Here is a 19,779-nt window from a genome sequence, read left to right on the forward strand (position 1 = left end):
TGGCTTACTGCGCTGGCTTGTAGATCTGGTCGAATATACCACCATCTCCGAAATGATAGGGCTGCGCTTTTGCCCAGCCGCCGAAGATCGGATCGTCGATGGTCACCAGCTTGAGTTCGGGAAGCTTTTCCACGTCGGCCGGAACCAGCTCCGGCTTGGACGGCCGGTAGTGGTGCTTGGCGATGATCGTCTGGCCTTCCGCCGAATAGAGGTAGTCGAGATAGGCCTCGGCCACCTTGCGCGAGCCCTTGGCGTCGACATTGGCGTCGACCACGGCAACCGGCGGCTCGGCCAGGATCGACGCGGGCGGGATGACGATGTCGAAATTGTCGGCGCCGAATTCGTCGAGGGCGAGATAGGCCTCGTTCTCCCAGGCCAGCAGCACGTCGCCCAGGCCGCGCTCGGCGAAGGTCACCGTCGAGCCGCGTGCGCCGGTGTCGAGCACCGGCACGTGGGCGTAGAGGTTGCCGACATACTGCTTGATCTTGCCCTCGTCGCCGCCGAACCGGCCGTTGGCCCAGGCCCAGGCGGCGAGGTAGTTCCAGCGCGCGCCGCCGGAGGTCTTGGGGTTGGGCGTGATCACCTGCACGCCTTCCTTCACCAGGTCGCCCCAGTCCTTGATGCCCTTGGGGTTGCCCTTGCGGACGAGGAAGATGATGGTCGAGGTGTAGGGCGAGGAATTGTTGGGCAGCCTGCCGCGCCAGTCGGGATTGATCGCCTTGGATTTCTCGACGATGGCGTTGATGTCGCTTTCGAGCGCCAGCGTGACGACGTCGGCGTCGAGGCCGTCGATCACCGCACGCGCCTGCTTGCCCGAGCCGCCATGCGACTGCTGGATCGTCACCGTCTCTCCGGTCTCGGCCTTCCAGTGCTTGGCGAAGGCCTCGTTGTAGTCCTTGTAGAGCTCGCGGGTGGGATCGTAGGAGACGTTGAGCAGCGTCGTCTCGGCATGGGCAACGCTCAGGCTGCCGAGTTGCACGGCCCCGGCGACCAGCGCCGACAGGAGCAGCGTTCTGCGTGAAGTGGTCATTTCCGCCTCCGTTCGAATAGGCATAGTCTATCGAACTGGTAGAAATTAGATGCGGCGAATGTTCCGAATTTTGCCGCCGCGGGGCAATTTTCGGCCACACCGGGACCGGTCGCGAAATTTTTTTGCTCGCCCAAAAAGTCCTGACCGGCGGAGCAACGATTCGCCACAGACCATGACAGCTAGCGGAGTTGTTGGGGCGGGCAAGGGGCCGCGGCCGGGGATGAGCTTGGTTGCAGCCCCACGGAATTTGCGCCCAGTCGAAATATTCTGCACGGGCATTGGTGCAGCCGTCACGGCATGGATCGATCTACTCCACGAACACCCGCACGCTCGCCGCACGTCCCGCCGCGTCGATCACGGTCAGCGTCGAATAGCCCGCGCCGTCGGGCTGCCAGGTGGCCTCGCGGCGACGCTCGACCGTGTTGAGCGGCTTGCCGTTGGCGAGCCAGCGGAACGGCGCGCGGCCGCCCTGCAGCTTGAGCACCAGCGGGCTCGTGCCGCCGCTCGCCGCGCCGAGCTCGACCCTGGCGCCGTCGGGCGGGAACACGATCTGCGGCGCGGGCTCGGTGACGGCGGCAGTGACGACCGTCGGCAGCTGGCCGGCCGAGGAGAAGCGTTCGAGCGTCACCGGCAGGTCGGCGCGGGCCAGGCGCAGGGCACCTGCGGGCGCCTGCGGCAGCGGCATCGCCGGCAGGCCCGAACGGGCAAAGCCCTCGAACAGGATCGGCGCGGCCGAGACGTAGCCGGACAGGCCGGGCACCGCGCCGGCATCGGCGCGTCCGGCCCACACGCCCAGCACGTAGCGGCCGTCATAGCCGACCGACCAGGCGTCGCGGTAGCCGTAGGAGGTGCCGGTCTTGTAGGCGATGCTGCGCTTGGCCGCCCCTTCGGGCGCGCGCACGCCGGCAAGGATGTCCGCCACCTGCCAGGCCGCCTGCTCCTCGAGGATCGTGCCGTTGGCAAGCGGGGCAGGAGTCTGTGTCTCCGTGCCGTCGCGGAGAACCTTGGCGCGGCCGCCATTGGCGAGCCCGGTGTAGAGCTGGACGAGGTCGCGCAGCGAAACGCCGACGCCACCCAGTCCGATGGCGAGCCCCGGCACCTCGCCCGGCGGCAGCGAAGGCGTCACGCCGGCCTGGCGGAAGCGCGCCGTCAGCCGCTGCGGCCCGACCGCATCGAGCAGGCGGATCGCCGGCACGTTGAGCGACAGCTGCAGCGCCTGGCGCACCGACACGTCGCCCTGGTAGCTCATGTCGAAGTTCTTCGGCCGGTAGCCGGCGAAATCGGCCGGCCGGTCCTCGATCAGCGTTTCCTGCGCCACCAGCCCCTGCTCGAAGGCGAGCCCGTAGATGAAGGGCTTCAGCGTCGAGCCGGGCGAGCGCACCGTCCGGGTCATGTCGATCCAGCCGGAGCGGGACGCATCGAGATAGTCGGCCGAGCCGACCTCGCCGAGGATCTCGCCGGTCATGGCGTCGGCCATCACCAGGGCGACCGATATGCGCGGCCCGAGCCGTTGTCCGGCCTCGCGCGCCACCGCCTCGAGCCCGGCCTGCACGCTCTTGCGCAAGGTGAGCCGGTGCCTGACGATGCCGGGCGCATTGCGCAACGCCAGGTCGGCCGCGTGCGGCGCCATGGCGGGCAGCGCGAGACGGGTGGTGCCGACGTCCTCGAGCGCCGCGCGCGCCGCCTCGGCCTCGCCGAGCAGCCCCGCCGTCACCATCCGCCCCAGCACCCGGTCGCGCGCCACCTGGGCGTTGTCCGGGTTCCTGTCGGGCCGGCGCCGCTCCGGCAGTTGCGGCAGCGCCACCAGCAGCGCCGCCTCGGACACGGTCAGGCGCTTCGGCTCCTTGCCGAAATAGGCGAGCGCAGCGGCGCGCACGCCTTCCAGGTTGCCGCCATAGGGGGCGAGCGTGAGATAGCGTTCTAGGATTTGCTCTTTCGACAGCCGTCGCTCGATCTGCACGGCGCGGGCAAGCTGCCTGAGCTTGGAGCCGAAGCTGCGTTCGGCGCGCGGCTCGATCAGCCGCGCCAGCTGCATCGACAGCGTCGAACCGCCGGAGACGATCCTGCCGTTGCTGGCGAACTGCCAGGCGGCGCGGCCGAGTGCCAGGAAATCGACCCCCTCATGCTCCCAGAAGCGCTTGTCCTCATAGGCGACCAGCATCTTCACCAGTTCCGGGTCGACGTCGTCGAGGCCGACGCCGAGCCGCCAATGCCCGGACGGCGTCGCATAGGCGCGCAACAGCTGGCCGTCGCGGTCGACGACCTCGTCCGAGACGACGAGTTTTTCGGGCAGGGGCGGGGGGAAGGCTCGGTCGAGCACGACAAGGCCGCCGACGGCCAGCATAGCCAGGGTGACTGCACCTGTCGTCCAGAGGGCGATCCTGCGGATGATCTGTGCGGAGAGCATTGCTCTGCCCCTCACCCTTACCCTCTCCCCGTGAAAAACGGAGAGAGGGGGGCGTCGGCGTGGCCGCTTGTCCCTTCTCCCCGTTCTTGACGGGGAGAAGGTGCCGGCAGGCGGATGAGGGGCGGCGCAGACCTTGCCATCAAAATCGGCGCCGGACTGAAAGCAGACATGGCTACTCCGCCTTCACCTCCATCATGCCGGTGGCCGTGCGCGCCGAATATTGCGGACGGTACATGTCCTCGACATTCGCCGCCGGGTGGGCATAGACGCCCGGCGTCACCGCGCGGACGACATAGGCCAGGGTGAATTCCTGGTCGGCGCCTTCGCCGCTGTCCATGGCGGCGACGAAGCGGTCGTTGCGGAATTCGAGATGTGCGGCCTCCGTCTGTTCCAGCCACGGGAAGTTCGACAGGTTGGCGCTGTTGACCAGCCCCGGATTGTCGATCTCGAAGCCGGCGGGCAGCATGTCGGCGACGACGATGCGCGAGGGCCAGTCGTTGAGCTCGCCGACCTTGAGCACGACGACGAAGCGTTCGTTCTGCTTCACCTCGGTCACGTTGGCCTCGCTGCCGTCGAGCCGGTAGTAGGTGCGCTCGATGGTGAAGCCGTCGCCGCCCGCCGGCAGCGGCTGCACCGGCGGCGCCACCGTCGTCACCACCGCCTGAAGCGCATCCTTGCCGGTGTTCGACACCACGATCGGGTTGACCAAAAGGTCCGCCCCGCCGACCCGCTCCGAATAGGCGCCGCTGCGCGCCGTACCGTTGACGTCGAGCGAGATCGCCTCGTTGCCGGACTTGAGCGCGCGTGCCGCAAGCAGCATCCAGGCATCGTCCTGGGTGCTGGTCCAGTTCGCGGTGACGCGGTCCGCCGCGACCATCTTCACCAGTGCCGGCACCACCGACGGCATCGGCTTGCTCTCGGCGGCCAGCGCCAGCATGGCAGCGCCGTCGCGCAGGCGCGAACCGTAGTCCGAGCGGTACCAGTCGTAGTCGGTCGCGGCCTTGGCGAGCTGAAGTGCTGCGTCGAAGGTCTGCTCCGAGCGCTGGGCGTCGCCATAGAGCGCGAGGCTGGCGCCCAGCTGGGCCACTGCCATCGGGCTGGTGAAGGCCTCCAGCTTGGTGTCGGCGAAGTAGCGCAGGTCGCCCACCGAGGCCTGCTTGTTGCGCGCCAGCACGTAGAGCGCATAGGCGATCTCCGAGCCGCGGTCCTCGACGTCGACGTCGTAGCCGATCGAGTTCTGCAGGTTGTTGAGCGCCTGCATCATCGCCTGCTGCGGCACCTCGAAGCCCTTTTCACGCGCCCGGGTCAGGAAGTCGGAGACATAGGCGTCGAGCCAGAGGTCGCCGGAGCCCGGCCCCCACAGGCCGAAGCTGCCCGAAGAAGCCTGGTAGTTGAGCACGCGGTAGATCGCGCCCTGGATGCGTTCGCGCAGCTGCGGATCGCCGGCCATGCCGTAGTCGCCGCTGAGCTCGCTGAGATAGAGCAGCGGCAAGGCCCGGCTGGTCGTCTGCTCGGCGCAGCCATAGGGGTAGCGGTCGAGCGTCATCAGGAGCGACGGCACGTCGAAGGCCGAGGCCTGCGACACGCCCACGCTGACATGGGCATCCTGCAGCAGGCTCGCCGCGAGCAGCTCCTTGTCGATGCGCAGCGATGCGTTGGGCTTGAGGTCGACGACCATGCGCGTGGTCACCGGCAACTGGCCGGGCCGCACGGGGATGGAAAGCTCCTGCTCGACCGTCAGGCCCTCGGCATTGGCGAGGCGGATCGTCAAGCCTGCCGTGCCCGCCGTCACCGGCATCAGCGGGATTTTCACCGTCTGGCGCTTGCCGGGCTCCAGCGCAAGCTTCTGCGGCAGGGCGGCATCGCCGGTGGAAAGATCGCCGGTGGTGTCGACCGACAGCGTGTAGTCGCCCGACGGGGCATCGGTGTTGGCGACGTCGAGCGTCATCTCGGCGAAATCGCCGGGGGCCATGAAGCGCGGCATGCCGGCGGTCAGCACGATCGGATCGCGCACGATCACGTCGCCGACGGCGCGTCCCACGGCATCCCTGGTCCAGGCCACGCTCATCACGCGCACCGTCCCGTTGAACTGAGGAATGTCGAAGTCGACGGTGGCCTTGCCGTCTGCATCGAGCTCGACGACGCCGGAGAAGAAGGCGACCAGCTTCTCCTTGGGCGGGCTGCCCTGCGAGGTCATGGAGGCGCCGTCGCCGCCGGTGCGCAGCTTGCCCGTCGCCCCCAGCGAGCCGTCGATCAGCCGGCCGTAGAGGTCGCGGATCTCGAGCCCCATCATGCGCTGGCCGAAATACCAGTCCTCGGGGTCGGGCGCCCTGTAGTTGGTGAGGTTGAGGATGCCGACGTCGACGGCGGCGACCATCACATAGGCCTTGTCGCCGGCCTTCGCCCCGGTCACGGCGACCGGGATCGACAGCGTCTTGCGCGGCTCGGTCTTCTCGGGAAGCGTGAGTGCCACGCCGAGCTTCTTGTCGGCGGGGTCGACCGCCAGCCATTTCAGGCCGATGGCGCGGGCCGGCATGCGCGATTCCTGCGCCTCGCCGGGCCGGTAGAGCGTGGCCGTCACATAGGCGCCGGCGCCCCAGTCGTCGCCGACCGGGATGTCGATGGTGGCGCCGTCGGCCGGCACGCTGGCGGTGACGGTCCTGATCAGCTTCTCGGCGCCGATGGTGACCAGAAGCTCGCCGGCGAAGCGCGGCGAAACCTTCAGCTTGGCCACCTCGCCGGCGGCATAGCTCTCCTTGTCGAGCGCCACTTCGAGGCCGTCGGGCGTTTCGGTCGAGGTTGCGGCAACGTACCAGCCGGCATCGAACTCGTAGCTCGAGGCCGGTCCGGCCGGGTCGGCGGTCTCCACCTCCAGGCGGTAGCGGCCCCAGTCGACCGGCAGCGAAACGCTCGGCTCGCCGTTGGCGTCGAGGTCCACCTGGCCGGTCGCGATCGACTTGGTGAAGGTCACCGGCTCGTAGTTCCAAGAACTGCCCGAGCGGTACCACTGGTAGTTCCGCTCGACCTTGACCAGCGACCACTGCGCGCCCTTGAGTTCGGCGCGCTTGCCGTCGGGCTGGGCCGCGATCAGGCTGAACTTGGCGGTGCCGCCCTGCGGCACCTCCTCGCCGGAGAAGTCGGGACGGATGCCGATCATCGTGCCCTGCGGCAGGATGCCGATGTCGAGCCGCTCCTCGACGGCGCGGCCGCCGGTCTCGCGCATGCGCAGCGTCAGCGCCGCGTTGATCAGGCGCGTGGTCGAGGGCACCGAGCCGATCTCGACGGGGAAGGTTGCCTTGCCGTCGTCGCCGATCACGGGCAGGCCGGTCAGCGGAATGCGGGTCGCTTCGCCTTCCTGTTCGTCGGCGAGGCCGAAATAGTAGCCTTTGAAGGCGTCCCACTCGCGCTTGGTCGACAGCGTCACCTCACCCTCGATCGCCAGGCCCGCGGCCGGCGCGCCATAGAGGAAGCGCCCGTCGACGGTGGCCGTGGCTGTCTCGCCCACCGCGATCTCCTTGCGGTCGGCGGTGAGGTCGAACTCGATGCGGTCGGGAACGAAGTCCTCGACAAGGAACATCTGGCTGGCGACCGCCGGCTGCTTGGGATCGGTGTGGATGCCGAGGCTCCAGGTGCCGCGCATGGCGGCGCTGGACAGGGGCAGGTCGACGGCGTGGCCGCCGGCATTGCCGCCCTGGCTGACGATGCGCCGGTCCTCGACGCCGTCGGGACGGGTGAAGATGAAGGTCAGCGGCAGGTCGTTGGCGCGGGCCGCGTCGTCGCGGGCAAGGGCCGCCGCATGCACAGTCTCGCCGACGCGGTAGATGCCGCGCTCGGTCCAGGCATAGACGTCGAGCGCGCCGGGTGCGGCGCGGCCGGTCACGCCGCGGTCGGACAGGTCGAAGCCGGCCCTGGTCATGTCGAGGAAGACGAAGTCGTCGCCCCCCTTGCCCGCCATCAGTACCGCCGGCGCAAGGCCGGAGTCGCCGCGGGTCAGGCCGGGATTGAAGGTGGCGCGGCCCTCGGCGTCGGTCCTGGCGGTGCCGAGGACCTCGTTGTTGCGGGCGAGCAGGGTCACTTCCGTGTCGGCGATGGGCTTTGCGGTCGCCAGCGAGCGGACGAAGACGTTGAGCCCGTCCTGGCCGGTATAGGTCGAAAGCCCGATGTCGGAGACCACGAACCATTGCGTTGCCTTGGTCGCCCACTCCTCGCTCCTGTCGTCGAGCGGCTGGGCCGTCAGCACATAGACGCCCGGCTTGCGGCTGGGCAGCGCCTCGTCGACGGGGAAGGAGGTCGTCACTTCCTTGTTGAGCTCGTTGGCGATGACCAGCTGGCCCTCCCAGATGGGTTCGCCCATCTGGTCGGAGATGCTCGACAGGTCATAGCTGTCGAGCTGGCGCAGGAACTGGTAGCCGGAGAGCAGCTGCGCCAGCGAGCGGTCGCCGATGCGGTAGAGCTTCATCGCCGCCGCGTCCATGTTGACCGTCACCACCGGGATGCCGCGGCGGGCGGTCGAGGGCAGCACGAAGCTGTCGCCGGTGAAGCGGGCCGACTGCGCCCGGTCCTGGATGTAGACGCTGAGCACCACCGGCGCCTCCAGCACCTCGCCGATCGCCGCCGGCAGGCCGGGGCGGAAGGTGACGCGATAGTGCTTGCCGTGCTCCAGCCCCTCGACGCAGATCTGCTGGCCCTTGGCCTCGACGGCCTTCGGGGCGGCATCGTCGACGGTCACGAAGGGGGTGTAGTCGACGCCGGCCTTGACGAGCGCCTCGGAGAACTGGGCGCAGACGCGCGGCGAGGTGGTGTCGGCGTCGATCGAGTGGTCGACGACGCGGAAGCCCTTGCGGGCCTTGAGATCTTCGTACTCGGCGCGCACCGAGGCCGAGTTGTCGAGGGCGAGGCCCGCCTCGTAGGCCTGCAGCGCCGGGCGAAACATGTCGCGCTTGTCGAGGGCGCGGGCGATGAGCGTCAGGCTCTCGGCGCGCACCTTGGCGGTGCGCGACAGCAGGTAGGCGTTATAGGCGCTGGCGGTGGCGTCGCGCTGCTGGTTGGCCGTCTCGTTGCCGTCGTTGGGCTGGATCGAAAGCACGGCATTGGCCAGCCGGTTCCAGATCGCGGTGTCGTCGGGCAGGATCTTCAGCGCGGCGCGGAATTTCTGGCTGGCCGCGCGGCCGTCGCCGCCCCGGACGGCGGCCTCGCCGGTATCGATCAGCCCGGCCAGGCCTTCGCTGCCGTCGATCTGGCCGCCGGTGACCTCGGCGCGAAACTTGCGGGCTTCCTCCGCGAACGCGGCGGGGAAGAACGACAGTCCGGCCGGCGCGCCGATGTCGGGATCGCCATTGACCGGCACCACCTTGCCGGCGACCGCGCCGCTGAACGGCTTGATGGTCGCGAAGTCGGACTTGAGGAAGCACCACTTGGCCTTGGTGCTGTAGGTGAAGGCGCGGCAGGCCGAATCGCCCAGGCAGGAGGTCTGGCACTGGTCGAGCGTCACGTTCTGCTCCGACCTCAGGTCGAAGCCGAAATAGTCGCTGTTGTCGGTGGTCACCACGCGCCGGGCCTCGAGCGCCGCCGCCCCAAGTGTCCAGCCGAGCAGGAAAAGAACGAATACCGGAAAAACACGCGCCGCACGCATCATCAGTCCCTCCGACAGGCTCGTCGCCGTTCAAGTCGCATTCAGGCTAGCCTCACTACAGGCAATACGGAAGCCTGCAGGCGAGTGCTCGCCAAGGTTGTCGTTTGTCTTGGAAGCCGTGCATGGTATTGCCCCCACCATGCGGTTGCCCCGATGAACCGCCGAATCCCTATCGCGGGGCCCGACCTTTCGCCCACTGGAATCTCGCGCCTCGATTGTGTCTGCTTTACGAATGCACAGAAACTTCATTCCAATTTTAGATTTGAAGGTTACGTTGGCTTGATGTTTGTGCGGCGTAAGCGTGGAATCGATGGTCCTGCCCGCGCCCGCGTGCTTTGGCGCGCGGCGATGGCAGCGCTGTTGGCCACAACGATTCTCGCCGTCGAAGCGCGCCAGGCGTCGGCGCTCGAGATCTTCGGCATCAGGCTTTGGGGCTCGGACAAGGACGAGGACGCCGACATCGTCGATCCGCTCGACTATGCCGTCACCTTCGAGGTCACTGGTGACGACGACGACCTGCGCGAGGCGCTCGAGAACGTCTCCCTGCTCAAGAGCGAGGAGGAGCGTCCGGTCTCCGGTTCGCTCGGCCTGCTCGCCAAGGCGCGCAGCGACCGCGAGCGGCTGATCGCGGCACTCTTCTCCCGGGCGCGCTACGACGGCGTCGTCGAGATCTCCATCGCCGGCAGGGCGCTCGACGAGCTCGAACCCGACGCCGTGTTCGACGGCCCCCAGCCCGTCCCGGTCACCGTCCGCATCCAGCCGGGATCGCAGTTCACCCTGGGCGACATCGTGCTCAAGGGCGACGCGGCCGGCATCCGCGGCGCCGACTTCGGCCTGATCGCTGGCGGCGACGCCTCGTCCGACGCCATCCTCAAGGCCGAGGCCGAGATCGTGCGGGCGCTGAAGGAGGAAGGCCGGCCGCTGGCGCGCGTCACCGACCGCGCAATCGTCGCCGACCACGCCACCACCACGCTCGATGTCACGCTCGGCGTCGAGGCGGGCCCCATCGCCGGCTACGGCGACACCTCCGTGGAGGGCACCGAGGCGGTCGACCGCGACTTCACCGTCTACATGACCGGGCTGGAGCGCGGCCGCCGCTACTCGCCCAAGGAAATCGACGACGCGCGCGACCGTCTTCTGGCGCTCGACGTCTTCTCCAGCGTCTCGATCAGCGAGGCGGCGGCGCTCGATCCTGCCGGCCAGATCCCCATCGACGTCCGCGTCAGCGAGCGCAAGATGCGCTATTTCGGCGCCGGCGCCACCTTCTCCAACACCGAGGGCGCCGGCATCGAAGGCTATTGGGGCCACCGCAACCTGTTCGGGCGCGCCGAGAAGCTGCGCATCGGCGGCGCCATCAGCCGCATCGGCGACACCACCGAACTCGGCCAGCTCAACTACAATGCCGGCATCATGTTCGAGAAGCCGGGGGTAATCGGCCCGGCGTCGAAGTTCTTCGCCAACGCCAAGGTGGTGTTCGAGCATCCCGACGCCTACGACCGCTTCTCGGTCAAGGGCGGCGCTGGCGTCTCCTACGAGCTGACCCAGCAGCAGACCGTTTCGGCCGAGGTCGCGGTCGACTATTCCGACATCGAGGACGCGCTCAATCCCGACGGCAAGCGCTACCTCCTGGTCAGCCTGCCGCTGCAATATGTCTACGACAGCCGCGACGACAAGCTGAACCCGACCAGCGGCTTCCGCGCGCTCGCCTATATCGAGCCCACCTACGACACGCTCAACGGCAAGGCCTTCGTCAAGCTGAAGGGCGAGGGCTCGGCCTATTACGGCCTCGGCGCCGACAACCGCTTCGTGCTCGCCGGCCGCGTCGGCATGGGCTCGATCCTCGGCGCCAGCCTCGAGGACGTGCCGGCCGACCGGCGCTTCTATTCCGGCGGCGGCGGGTCGGTGCGCGGCTACGCCTACCAGGGCATCGGCCCCAAGTCCGGCGACCAGCCCACCGGCGGCCTGTCCTATGCCGAGACCTCGGTGGAGATGCGCTATGCCGTCAACGACAAGTTCGGCATCGTGCCCTTCATCGACGCCGGCACGGTTTCGACCAAGCAGTTCCCGAACTTCTCGAGCGTGAAGGTCGGCGCCGGCATCGGCGTGCGCTACCTCACGCCGTTCGGCCCGCTGCGCGTCGACGTCGCCGTGCCGCTCAACCCCGGCCCCGGCGATCCGAGCTACGGCATCTATGCCGGCGTCGGCCAGTCGTTCTAGGCTCGCTCAATGGCCATGCTGAAGATCATCCTGCGCTTCCTCCGCATCGCCGTCCTCGTCGTGCTGGCACTGGCCATCGGCGCGGCGGCCGTCCTCACGCTCACCGCCAAGGGACGGGAAAACCTCGCCGGGCTGATCTCCAGCGTCGCCTCCAGCGACGACCAGAAGATCAAGCTGAGCGGCCTGAGCGGCATCTGGTCGGGCAATCTCCGCCTCGACAACGTCGTGATCGAGGACAAGGAGGGCGCCTGGCTCGCCCTGCGCGGGGTTTCGGTGGACTGGTCGCCGCTGGCGCTGCTGTCGTTCACCTTCCGCGCCGACCGCATCGCGGCGGAGCGGATCGAGGCCGCGCGGCTGCCCAGGCCGGGCACCCGGCAGGCGAAGAGCGAAAGTGGCGGCTTCTCGCTGCCGGTGGCGCTTGACATCAGGCAGGTCGACCTGCCCGAGATCGCGCTCGGCGAGGAGCTCGCCGGCGCCGGCATCGCCGAGCTTTCGGCCAAGGGCATGCTGCGCGCCGGTGGTTCGCCGCTGGCGGTCGAGACCAGGCTCAATGTCGCGCGCAGCGACGGCAGGCAGGGCAGCGTCGACGCCGACATCGCGTTCGCGCCCCAGGACAACCGGCTGACGCTGAACGTCCGCGCCGCCGAGCCGGCCGGCGGCATCATCGCCAACATCCTCAAGCTGCCCGACCAGCCGGCGGTGGAACTGGTCGTCGCGGGCGAGGGGCCCCTGGCCGACTGGAGCGGCAACGGCACCTTCGCCGTCGACGGCAACGTCGTCACACGCGTCTCCGGCACGCACCGGCTCACCGACCAGGGCAACGTCGTCACCGCCATCGGCGACGGCGCCTTCGAGGATTTCCTGCCCGCTGCCCTCAAGCCGCTGCTTGCCGGCAGCACCAGCTTCGACATCGCCGGCACCCGCACCGCCACCGGCGGCCTCGACATCGAGCGCGCCACCATCGCCAGCGGCGCGCTGACCGCCACCGCCACGGGCTCGCTCGATCCGCAAGGCGCCGCCGACCTCGCGCTCGACGTCAAGGCCAATGAGGGGCCGATCGTGCTCAGCCTCGGCAGCGAGGCCCAGCCGGTCACCGTCGCCATCAACGCGGCCAGCCTGCGTGCGCTCGGCGCCGGCAAGGCGCCGGCCGTCGATTTCAGTGCCTCGCTGCTTTCGGTCATTGCCGGCAACACCGAGCTGCGCGACATCGCCGCCTCGGCCCAGTCCGACGGTTTCGACATCGCCGACCGTAGCGGCCCGGTATCGATCAAGCTCGGCGTGGCCGAACTCAAGACCGACATCGCCACGCTGGCGCCGCTCGTTGCCGGCCGCGTCTCGGTCGACATGGTCGGTTCCATCAACAAGGACGCGGTGGTCGTCGACCGCGGTACAGTCCGCAGCGATGCGCTCAACGGCGAGATGAACGCCCGCCTGGCGCTGGCCGACCTGGCGCTGACGCTGGGCCTGAACGCCGACGTCGCTTCGAACGCGCTGCCCGCCGGCGTCCGCATCGCGCTTGCCGAGCGGGTGCAGCTGTCGGCCACCGCGAGCCGCGACGCCGAAGGCAGCTTCGCCGCCAACGCCATCGAGCTGACTTCCGGCGCGCTCAAGGCCCAGGGCACCGCACGGATGAAGGGCAGCGAGATCGACGCCGATCTCAAGGGCGCCTTCGCCGACGTCTCGCTGCTGTCGAAGGACGCCAAGGGCGCCATCGAATTTGCCGTCACCGCCAAGGGTGCGCGCACCGCGCCCGACGTGTCGCTGACCGTCACCAGCGATCGCATCGAGGCGGCCGCGCGTGAAATCACCGGGCTGAACCTGACCGCCACCGGCAAGGTCGACCCGGCCAATCCCGCCGCCAATGTCGCGCTATCGGGCGACGTCGCGGGCCAGAAGCTCCAGGGCAGCGCGGTGCTTGCCACCGCCGGCGGTTCGAGCCAGATCAAGGGCCTGTCGCTGTCGCTCGGCCAGAACAGGCTGTCGGGCGACCTGGTGCTCGACAAGGGCTTCGTCCCGCTCGGCAGCATCGACATCGACATCCCGGACATCGGTCCGCTGGCCGCACTCGCCCTGGAGAAGGCCGAGGGCGACATCCGCGGCAGGATCGACTTCACCCGCGGCGGCGGCGTCCCGCAGGTCAAGGTCGCGCTCGACACGGCTCAGCTCAAGCGCGGCGACCTCGCCGCAAACTCGGTCGCCGTCAGCGCCGACGTGCTGAACTACCTCAAGGCGCCGGCCATCTCGGGAACGGTCAAGGCCAAGTCGGTCATCTCGGGCAAGACCGTCATTTCCGGCATCGGCGTCGATCTCGAGCGCGACGGCGAGTGGACCGGCTTCTCCGGCGGCGCGACCGTCGCCGACATTCCGGCCAAGGCCGTGGGCCGCCTCAAGGTGGGCGGCGGCACGACCACCATCGAGCTTGCCTCCGGCGAGGCGATCATGCGTGGCATCCGCGCCGCCATCGCCCGGCCCACCACTGTGGCGATCGCCGGCGGCACGACGACGCTCGACCGCCTCGCGCTCAACCTCGGCGGCGGCACGGCGACCGTTTCCGGCACCGCCGGCTCGGCGCTCAACCTCAACGTGGCGCTCGCCAACGTGCCTGCGTCGCTTGCCAATTCGTTCGCACCGGGTCTGGACGCGGCCGGCTCGATCTCCGGCACCGTAAAGGTTTCCGGTGCCGCGGCCAATCCGACGGTCGGCTACGATCTCAAGGTCGCCGGCGCCGCCACATCCCAGACCCGCGGCGCCGGTTTCGGCGCCATGAACATCGGTTCGACCGGAACCTTCGCCGGCGGCAAGCTAGCCTTCCAGTCGACCATCGGCGACGGCTCGGGCCTGGCGCTGAAGGGCGGGGGCACTGTCGTCACCAACAAACCCGTCGCGCTCGACTTGAATTTCTCGGGGCCCGTGCCGTTTGCCTTCCTCACCCGCACGCTCGCGGCGCAGGGCATGGCGCTGACCGGCACGGCCGACGTCAATGTGCAGGTGCGCGGGCCCGCGACGTCGCCCGTCATAGGCGGCAGCGTCCGCTCCGCCGGCGCCCGCCTGGTGGCGGCGCAGATGGGGCTCGCCATCAACGACATCGCCCTCGACATCGGCATCGCCTCCGGCGTGGCCACCATCAACCGGCTCACTGGCTCGCTGTCGACCGGCGGCTCGCTGTCGGCCAGCGGTACTGTGGGCATCGATGCGGCGAAGGGGCTGCCGGCCGACATTTCCGTCAAGCTGACCGACGGCCGCTACACCGACGGCCGCGTCGTCACCGCCAATCTCGGCGGCGACATCGCCATCAAGGGGCCGCTGACCACGGCGCCGGTGCTGAGCGGGACGATCAACCTCGCGCGCACGGTCATCAGCATCCCCGAGAAGATTCCCGGCTCGCTGACCGCCGTCGACGTCAAGCACAAGAACGCCCCCAAGGCGGTCGTCGCCCAGCAGGAGGCGATGCGCCCGCCGGCCAAGGCCAGCGGCGGCAGCGGCGCGCTCAGCCTCGACGTCACCGTCAATGCGCCCAATCAGATCTTCGTGCAGGGCCGCGGCCTCGACGCCGAGCTCGGCGGCTCGCTGCGCCTGACCGGATCGTCGGCCTCGCCTCAGGCGGTGGGCAAGTTCGATCTCAGGCGCGGCCGCCTGTCGATCCTCGGCAAGCGCCTCAACTTCACGCGCGGCTCCGTCGGCTTCGCCGGCTCGCTGGTGCCGACGATCGATTTTGCCGCTGAGACGACTGCCACCGACGCCACCGTGACGGTGGGCATCAGCGGCCAGGCCAACAATCCGAAGTTCACCTTCTCGTCGGTGCCGGCGCTGCCCGAGGACGAGGTTCTGGCGCGGCTGATCTTCGGCCGCTCGATGTCGAACCTGTCGCCGCTGCAGATCGCCCAGCTCGCTGACGCGGCCGCGACCATGGCCGGCATCGGCGGCTCCACATCGCTGCTCTCCAGCCTGCGCGCCACGCTCGGCGTCGACGATCTCGATGTCAGGACCAACGAGAAGGGCGACACCTCGGTCGCCGTCGGCAAGTACCTCAACGACCGGACCTACATGACCATCGAGAAGGGCGACAAGCCCGGCTCCGGCAAGGCCACCATCGACCTGACCATTGGCCGCGGCGTCAAGCTGCGCGGTCAGGCGTCGGACGATGGCGAGGCCAAGGGCGGCATCTTCTACGAGCGCGAATACTGATCCCGCCGGGATCGCGAGATCGGCTTGTCAGAGGTGTTTCGACACTTCGCTGACAATGTCTGACACCGGCCGCAGCCCTGTCGCGGAGGGTGGTCTCATGGCGAACATGAACAAAGGAGAATATTCCCTGGAATCCGCCGCGCACTACCATTTTTGCGCCAATCCTGTCGCTATCGCGCGAACTGCTCCACTCCCAAAATTGCAAAGTTGATCCGGGAACAACGACATCCACCCGTTTTTGACAACGGCAGTTGGATGCGGAATGGTAGCCAACAGGCCAATACAATGGGAGAAACAAATGGCATTCTACAAGAGCAACTCTGATCTTGTCCCCGGCCACATCCGTGAGCTGGCGCGGGACGTCATCGACGGCAAGATGGACCGCCGCGAGTTTCTCGCGATGGCATCCACCTTCGGCGCCTCGGCCGCCATGGCCTATGGCATGATCGGCCTTGCCGCGCCGACCGAGGCGCGGGCGCAGGAAGCCAAGAAGGGCGGCATCCTCAAGGTCGCGCAGTGGATCAAGGATCCCAAGGACCCGCGCAAGGCCGACTGGTCCGAGATCGCCAACGCCGAGCGCCAGGCGCTCGAGCCGCTGGTCAAGTACACCGCCAAATACACCTTCGAGCCCTACCTGCTCGAGAGCTGGGAAGTGAACGACGACGCCACCGAATACGTCCTGCACGTGCGCCCGGGCGTGACCTGGAACAACGGCGACCCGTTCACCGCCGACGACGTGATCTTCAATTTCACCCGCTGGGCCGACAAGAGCGCCGAAGGCAACTCGATGCCCGGCCGCCTCGGCACGCTGTTCGACGACAAGACCGGCAAGCTGCGCGAAGGCGCGGTCGAAAAGGTCGACGACAAGACGGTCAAGCTCAAGCTCACCAAGTCCGACATCTCGATCATCCCGAACCTGTGCGACTACCCGGGCCTGGTGGTCCACAAGACGTTCGACGAGAAGGGCGGCGACTTCAAATCCTGCCCGATCGGCACCGGTCCGTTCGAGCTCGTCTCCTACGACGTCGGCCAGAAGGTGGTCTACAAGCGCCGCGAGGACAACAAGTGGTGGAACGGCGAGGTCTATCTCGACGGCATCGAGATGATCGACTACGGCACCGACCCGGCCGCCATGGTCAGCGCCTTCGAGTCCGGCGAGGTCCATACCAACTTCGAAACCTCGGCCGACTACGTCAAGATCCTCGACGACCTCGGCCTGGTGAAGTCGGAGGTCGTGACCGCCGCGACGATCGTGGCGCGCACCAACGTCGCCAACAAGCCCTATGACGATCAGAAGGTGCGCCAGGCGCTGCACAAGGCGGTCGACAACGCGGTGGTGCTGCAGCTCGGCTACGGCAATGCCGGCGAGGCGGCGGAGAACCACCACGTCGCCCGCATCCATCCGGAATATTTCGAGCTGCCCAAGCAGGTCCGCGACATGGCGGCGGCCAAGAAGATGATGGAGGAGGCCGGCCAGGCCGACTTCGAGCACGAGCTCATCACCGTCGACGAGGACTGGCACAAGAACACCGGCGACGCCATCGCCGCGCAGCTCCGCGAGGCCGGCATCAAGGTCAAGCGCACGGTGCTGCCGGGCTCGACCTTCTGGAACGACTGGACCAAGTACCCGTTCTCGATGACCAACTGGAACATGCGCCCGCTCGGCGTGCAGGTTCTGGCGCTCGCCTACCGCACCGGCGAGGCGTGGAACGAGACCGCCTGGTCCAACCCGGACTGGGACGCCAAGCTCAACGCGGCGCTCGCGGTGGCCGACGCCGACAAGCGTCGCGAGATGATGAAGGACATCGAGCAGATCCTGCAGGACTCCGGCATCATCATCCAGCCGTTCTGGCGCAAGCTCTACAACCACTCGGTGGCAGCGGTGAAGAACCACGGCATGCACCCGACCTTCGAGGCCGACTACGGCAAGGTCTGGCTCGAGGAGGCATGACCTCAGGCCACGAGCCGGGGAGGGGTGCCCGACACCCCTCCCTCCCATCGCGAGCGGTCTGACCGCACCGGACCCCAAACCCGCAAAGGCAGGGGACGCACATGCTATCTTTCATCATGCGCCGGCTGGGCACGATGGCACTCACCATGCTGTGCCTGACGCTCGTGGTGTTCTTCCTGATCAACCTCGAGCCCAACCTCAAGAAGCTCGCGATCAGCCAGACCGAGATGCGCACCACCGCCGACCAGCTCGAAAGCTGGCTGCAGCGCAACGGCTACCGCCAGAACTTCTTCGTCCGCTACGGCCAGTGGCTCGGCGTCGTCCAGAAGCAGCCCAACATGGACCCGGCCACCGGCCAGGCGGTGCCGCGCTTCCGCTTCTGCAACGAGCCGGCGGAGCCCACCTATTCCGGCATCCTGCAGGGCGATTTCGGCTGCTCGACCAAGTTCAAGACCCCGGTCGCGACCAAGCTGTTCCCGGCACTCGGCTCCACCGGCATCCTGATGTTCTGGGTGCTGGCGACCATGGTGCCGATCGCCCTGCTCATCGGCATCCTCGCCGGCATGCGCGAGGGCTCGCGCACCGACCGCACGCTGTCGGTCGCCTCGATCGCCACGACGGCGACGCCCGAATATGTCTCGGGCGTCATCTTCACCGTCGTCTTCGCCTCGTGGCTGGGCTGGCTCAACGGCTCGGCGGCCTCCGCCAGCCAGGGCATCACCTTCTACAACTTCACCCTGCCGGTGATGACGCTCGCCATCTACGGCATCGGCTATATCGCCCGCATGACGCGCGCCTCGATGGTCGAGGTGATGACGCAGCAATATATCCGCACCGCGCGCCTCAAGGGCCTCGGCTTCGGCGCGGTCGTGGTCAGGCACGCGCTGCGCAACGCGCTGATCGCGCCGTTCACCGTCATCATGCTGCAGTTCCCGTGGCTGCTCACCGGCGTCGTCATCGTCGAGGTGATGTTCCGCTACCAGGGCTTCGGCTACACGCTGGTCGAGGCCGCCGGCAACAACGACATCGACCTTCTGCTCGGCTGTTCGCTGGTGTCGGTATTCATCGTGCTGATCACCCAGCTGATCTCCGACATAGGCTATGCCTATCTCAATCCACGCATCCGGGTTCAGTAGGGAGCACGCTTGATGCAGATCGAATATATCGGCGGCTTCCAGGTCTTCCTCGGCGTGCTGGCGCGGTTCTGGCCGGTCTGGGCAGCGCTCGCCATCGTGCTCGTCGCCAGCTTCAACTTCCGCAAGCATCTCGGGCTCTACGGCCAGCTCTTCGATTCGGGCGTCGGCATCGCCGGCGTGTTCATCTGCCTGTTCTGGCTGTTCACGGCGATCTTCGCGACAAGGATCGCGCCCTTCGACCCGCTCAGCCAGATCCCGGTGATGAAGGACGCGCTGCCCGGCGCCATCGAGCCGACGTCGAAGCAGATCTATCTCCTCGGCGGCGACAAGCTCGCCCGCGACGTGTTCTCGCGCATGGTGTTCGGCAGCCAGATCGTGCTGATCATCGCGCCCGCCGCCACCGCGTTCGCGCTAATGGTCGGCATCACGCTCGGCCTGCCGGCCGGCTACTACGGCGGGCGGATCGATGCGATCCTGTCGTTCCTGGCCAACCTCGTGCTGGCCTTCCCGGTCATCCTGCTGTTCTACCTCTTGGTCACGCCCGGCATCATGGACACGCCCATCCCCTATGCCATGGCGGGCGTGTTCTTCCTGTTCCCGATCATCTTCTTCGTCACGCTGTTCTACACGCGCTTCAAGGCGCGGCCGGAACGGCTCTACGTCCTGGTCGGCCTCACCCTGGTCCTCGGCGGCTGGGTCTATGCCGGCCTGGTCTTCGACGCCGATCCGCTCGGCATCGTCTCGATCGACCCCAACCAGCTCAACATCTTCGTCGCCGTCGTCTTCGCCTCCAGCCCCGGCGTATTCCGCATCGTCCGCGGGCTGACCATGGACATCAAGACGCGCGACTACGTCGCCGCCGCCCAGACCCGCGGCGAGAGCCCGTGGTACATCATGCTGTGGGAAATCCTGCCCAACGCCCGCGGCCCGCTGATCGTCGATGCCTGCCTGCGCATCGGCTACACCACGATCCTGCTCGGCACGCTCGGCTATTTCGGCCTGGGGCTGGCGCCCGAAAGCCCCGACTGGGGCACTGCGATCAAGGATGCCAGCCGCCTGCTGCGCTCCTTCATCCACCCGGCATTGCCGCCGACGATCGCGCTGATGTCCTTCGTGCTCGGCCTCAATCTGCTCGCCGATGCGCTGCGCGAACAATCGATGAAGGATTGAAGCTTGATGTTCGGTCGACCCCCGCTCCGGCCCTGCGGGCCACCTCTCCCC

8 protein-coding genes are annotated in these 19,779 nt (G+C 68.0%); 5 read left to right on the plus strand and 3 right to left on the minus strand.

The window, feature by feature from the left end; genetic code table 11:
- Positions 1-4: 4 nt before the first annotated feature.
- The 3 genes from PV773_RS03185 to PV773_RS03195 all read right to left on the minus strand — a co-directional run bounded on the left by PV773_RS03185 (position 5) and on the right by PV773_RS03195 (position 9,069).
- Entirely contained in the window at positions 5-1,030 is a 1,026-nt protein-coding gene (locus PV773_RS03185; protein WP_347964959.1) for a sulfate ABC transporter substrate-binding protein, read from the minus strand.
- A 307-nt stretch (positions 1,031-1,337) separates the two neighbouring features.
- Positions 1,338-3,437, minus strand: coding sequence for a penicillin-binding protein 1C (gene pbpC / locus PV773_RS03190; RefSeq protein ID WP_347964960.1), 2,100 nt, complete (start codon positions 3,435-3,437; stop codon positions 1,338-1,340).
- Between the two features lie 172 nt (positions 3,438-3,609).
- Positions 3,610-9,069: an alpha-2-macroglobulin family protein gene (locus PV773_RS03195; protein ID WP_347965415.1), complete on the minus strand. Its 5,460-nt coding sequence runs from the start codon at positions 9,067-9,069 to the stop codon at positions 3,610-3,612.
- Between the two features lie 282 nt (positions 9,070-9,351).
- Here PV773_RS03195 and PV773_RS03200 point away from each other — a divergent pair, with 282 nt between their 5' ends.
- The 5 genes from PV773_RS03200 to PV773_RS03220 all read left to right on the plus strand — a co-directional run bounded on the left by PV773_RS03200 (position 9,352) and on the right by PV773_RS03220 (position 19,728).
- On the plus strand, positions 9,352-11,286 hold the full coding sequence (locus PV773_RS03200; protein ID WP_347964961.1) for an autotransporter assembly complex family protein: 1,935 nt from the start codon (positions 9,352-9,354) through the stop codon (positions 11,284-11,286).
- Positions 11,287-11,295: 9 nt separating this feature from the next.
- The gene (locus PV773_RS03205; RefSeq protein ID WP_347964962.1) at positions 11,296-15,471 is read left to right on the plus strand and encodes a translocation/assembly module TamB domain-containing protein; all 4,176 of its coding nucleotides are present in this window, start codon (positions 11,296-11,298) and stop codon (positions 15,469-15,471) included.
- A gap of 298 nt (positions 15,472-15,769) precedes the next feature.
- Positions 15,770-17,422, plus strand: a complete 1,653-nt coding sequence (locus PV773_RS03210) for an ABC transporter substrate-binding protein (RefSeq protein WP_347964963.1) — start codon at positions 15,770-15,772, stop codon at positions 17,420-17,422.
- Between the two features lie 101 nt (positions 17,423-17,523).
- Positions 17,524-18,558, plus strand: a complete 1,035-nt coding sequence (locus tag PV773_RS03215) for an ABC transporter permease (RefSeq protein ID WP_347964964.1) — start codon at positions 17,524-17,526, stop codon at positions 18,556-18,558.
- 12 nt (positions 18,559-18,570) lie between these two features.
- Entirely contained in the window at positions 18,571-19,728 is a 1,158-nt protein-coding gene (locus tag PV773_RS03220) for an ABC transporter permease (RefSeq protein WP_347964965.1), read from the plus strand.
- Positions 19,729-19,779: the final 51 nt, after the last annotated feature.

Source organism: Mesorhizobium sp. CC13 (genome assembly GCF_039907765.1).
GTDB lineage: Bacteria > Pseudomonadota > Alphaproteobacteria > Rhizobiales > Rhizobiaceae > Aminobacter.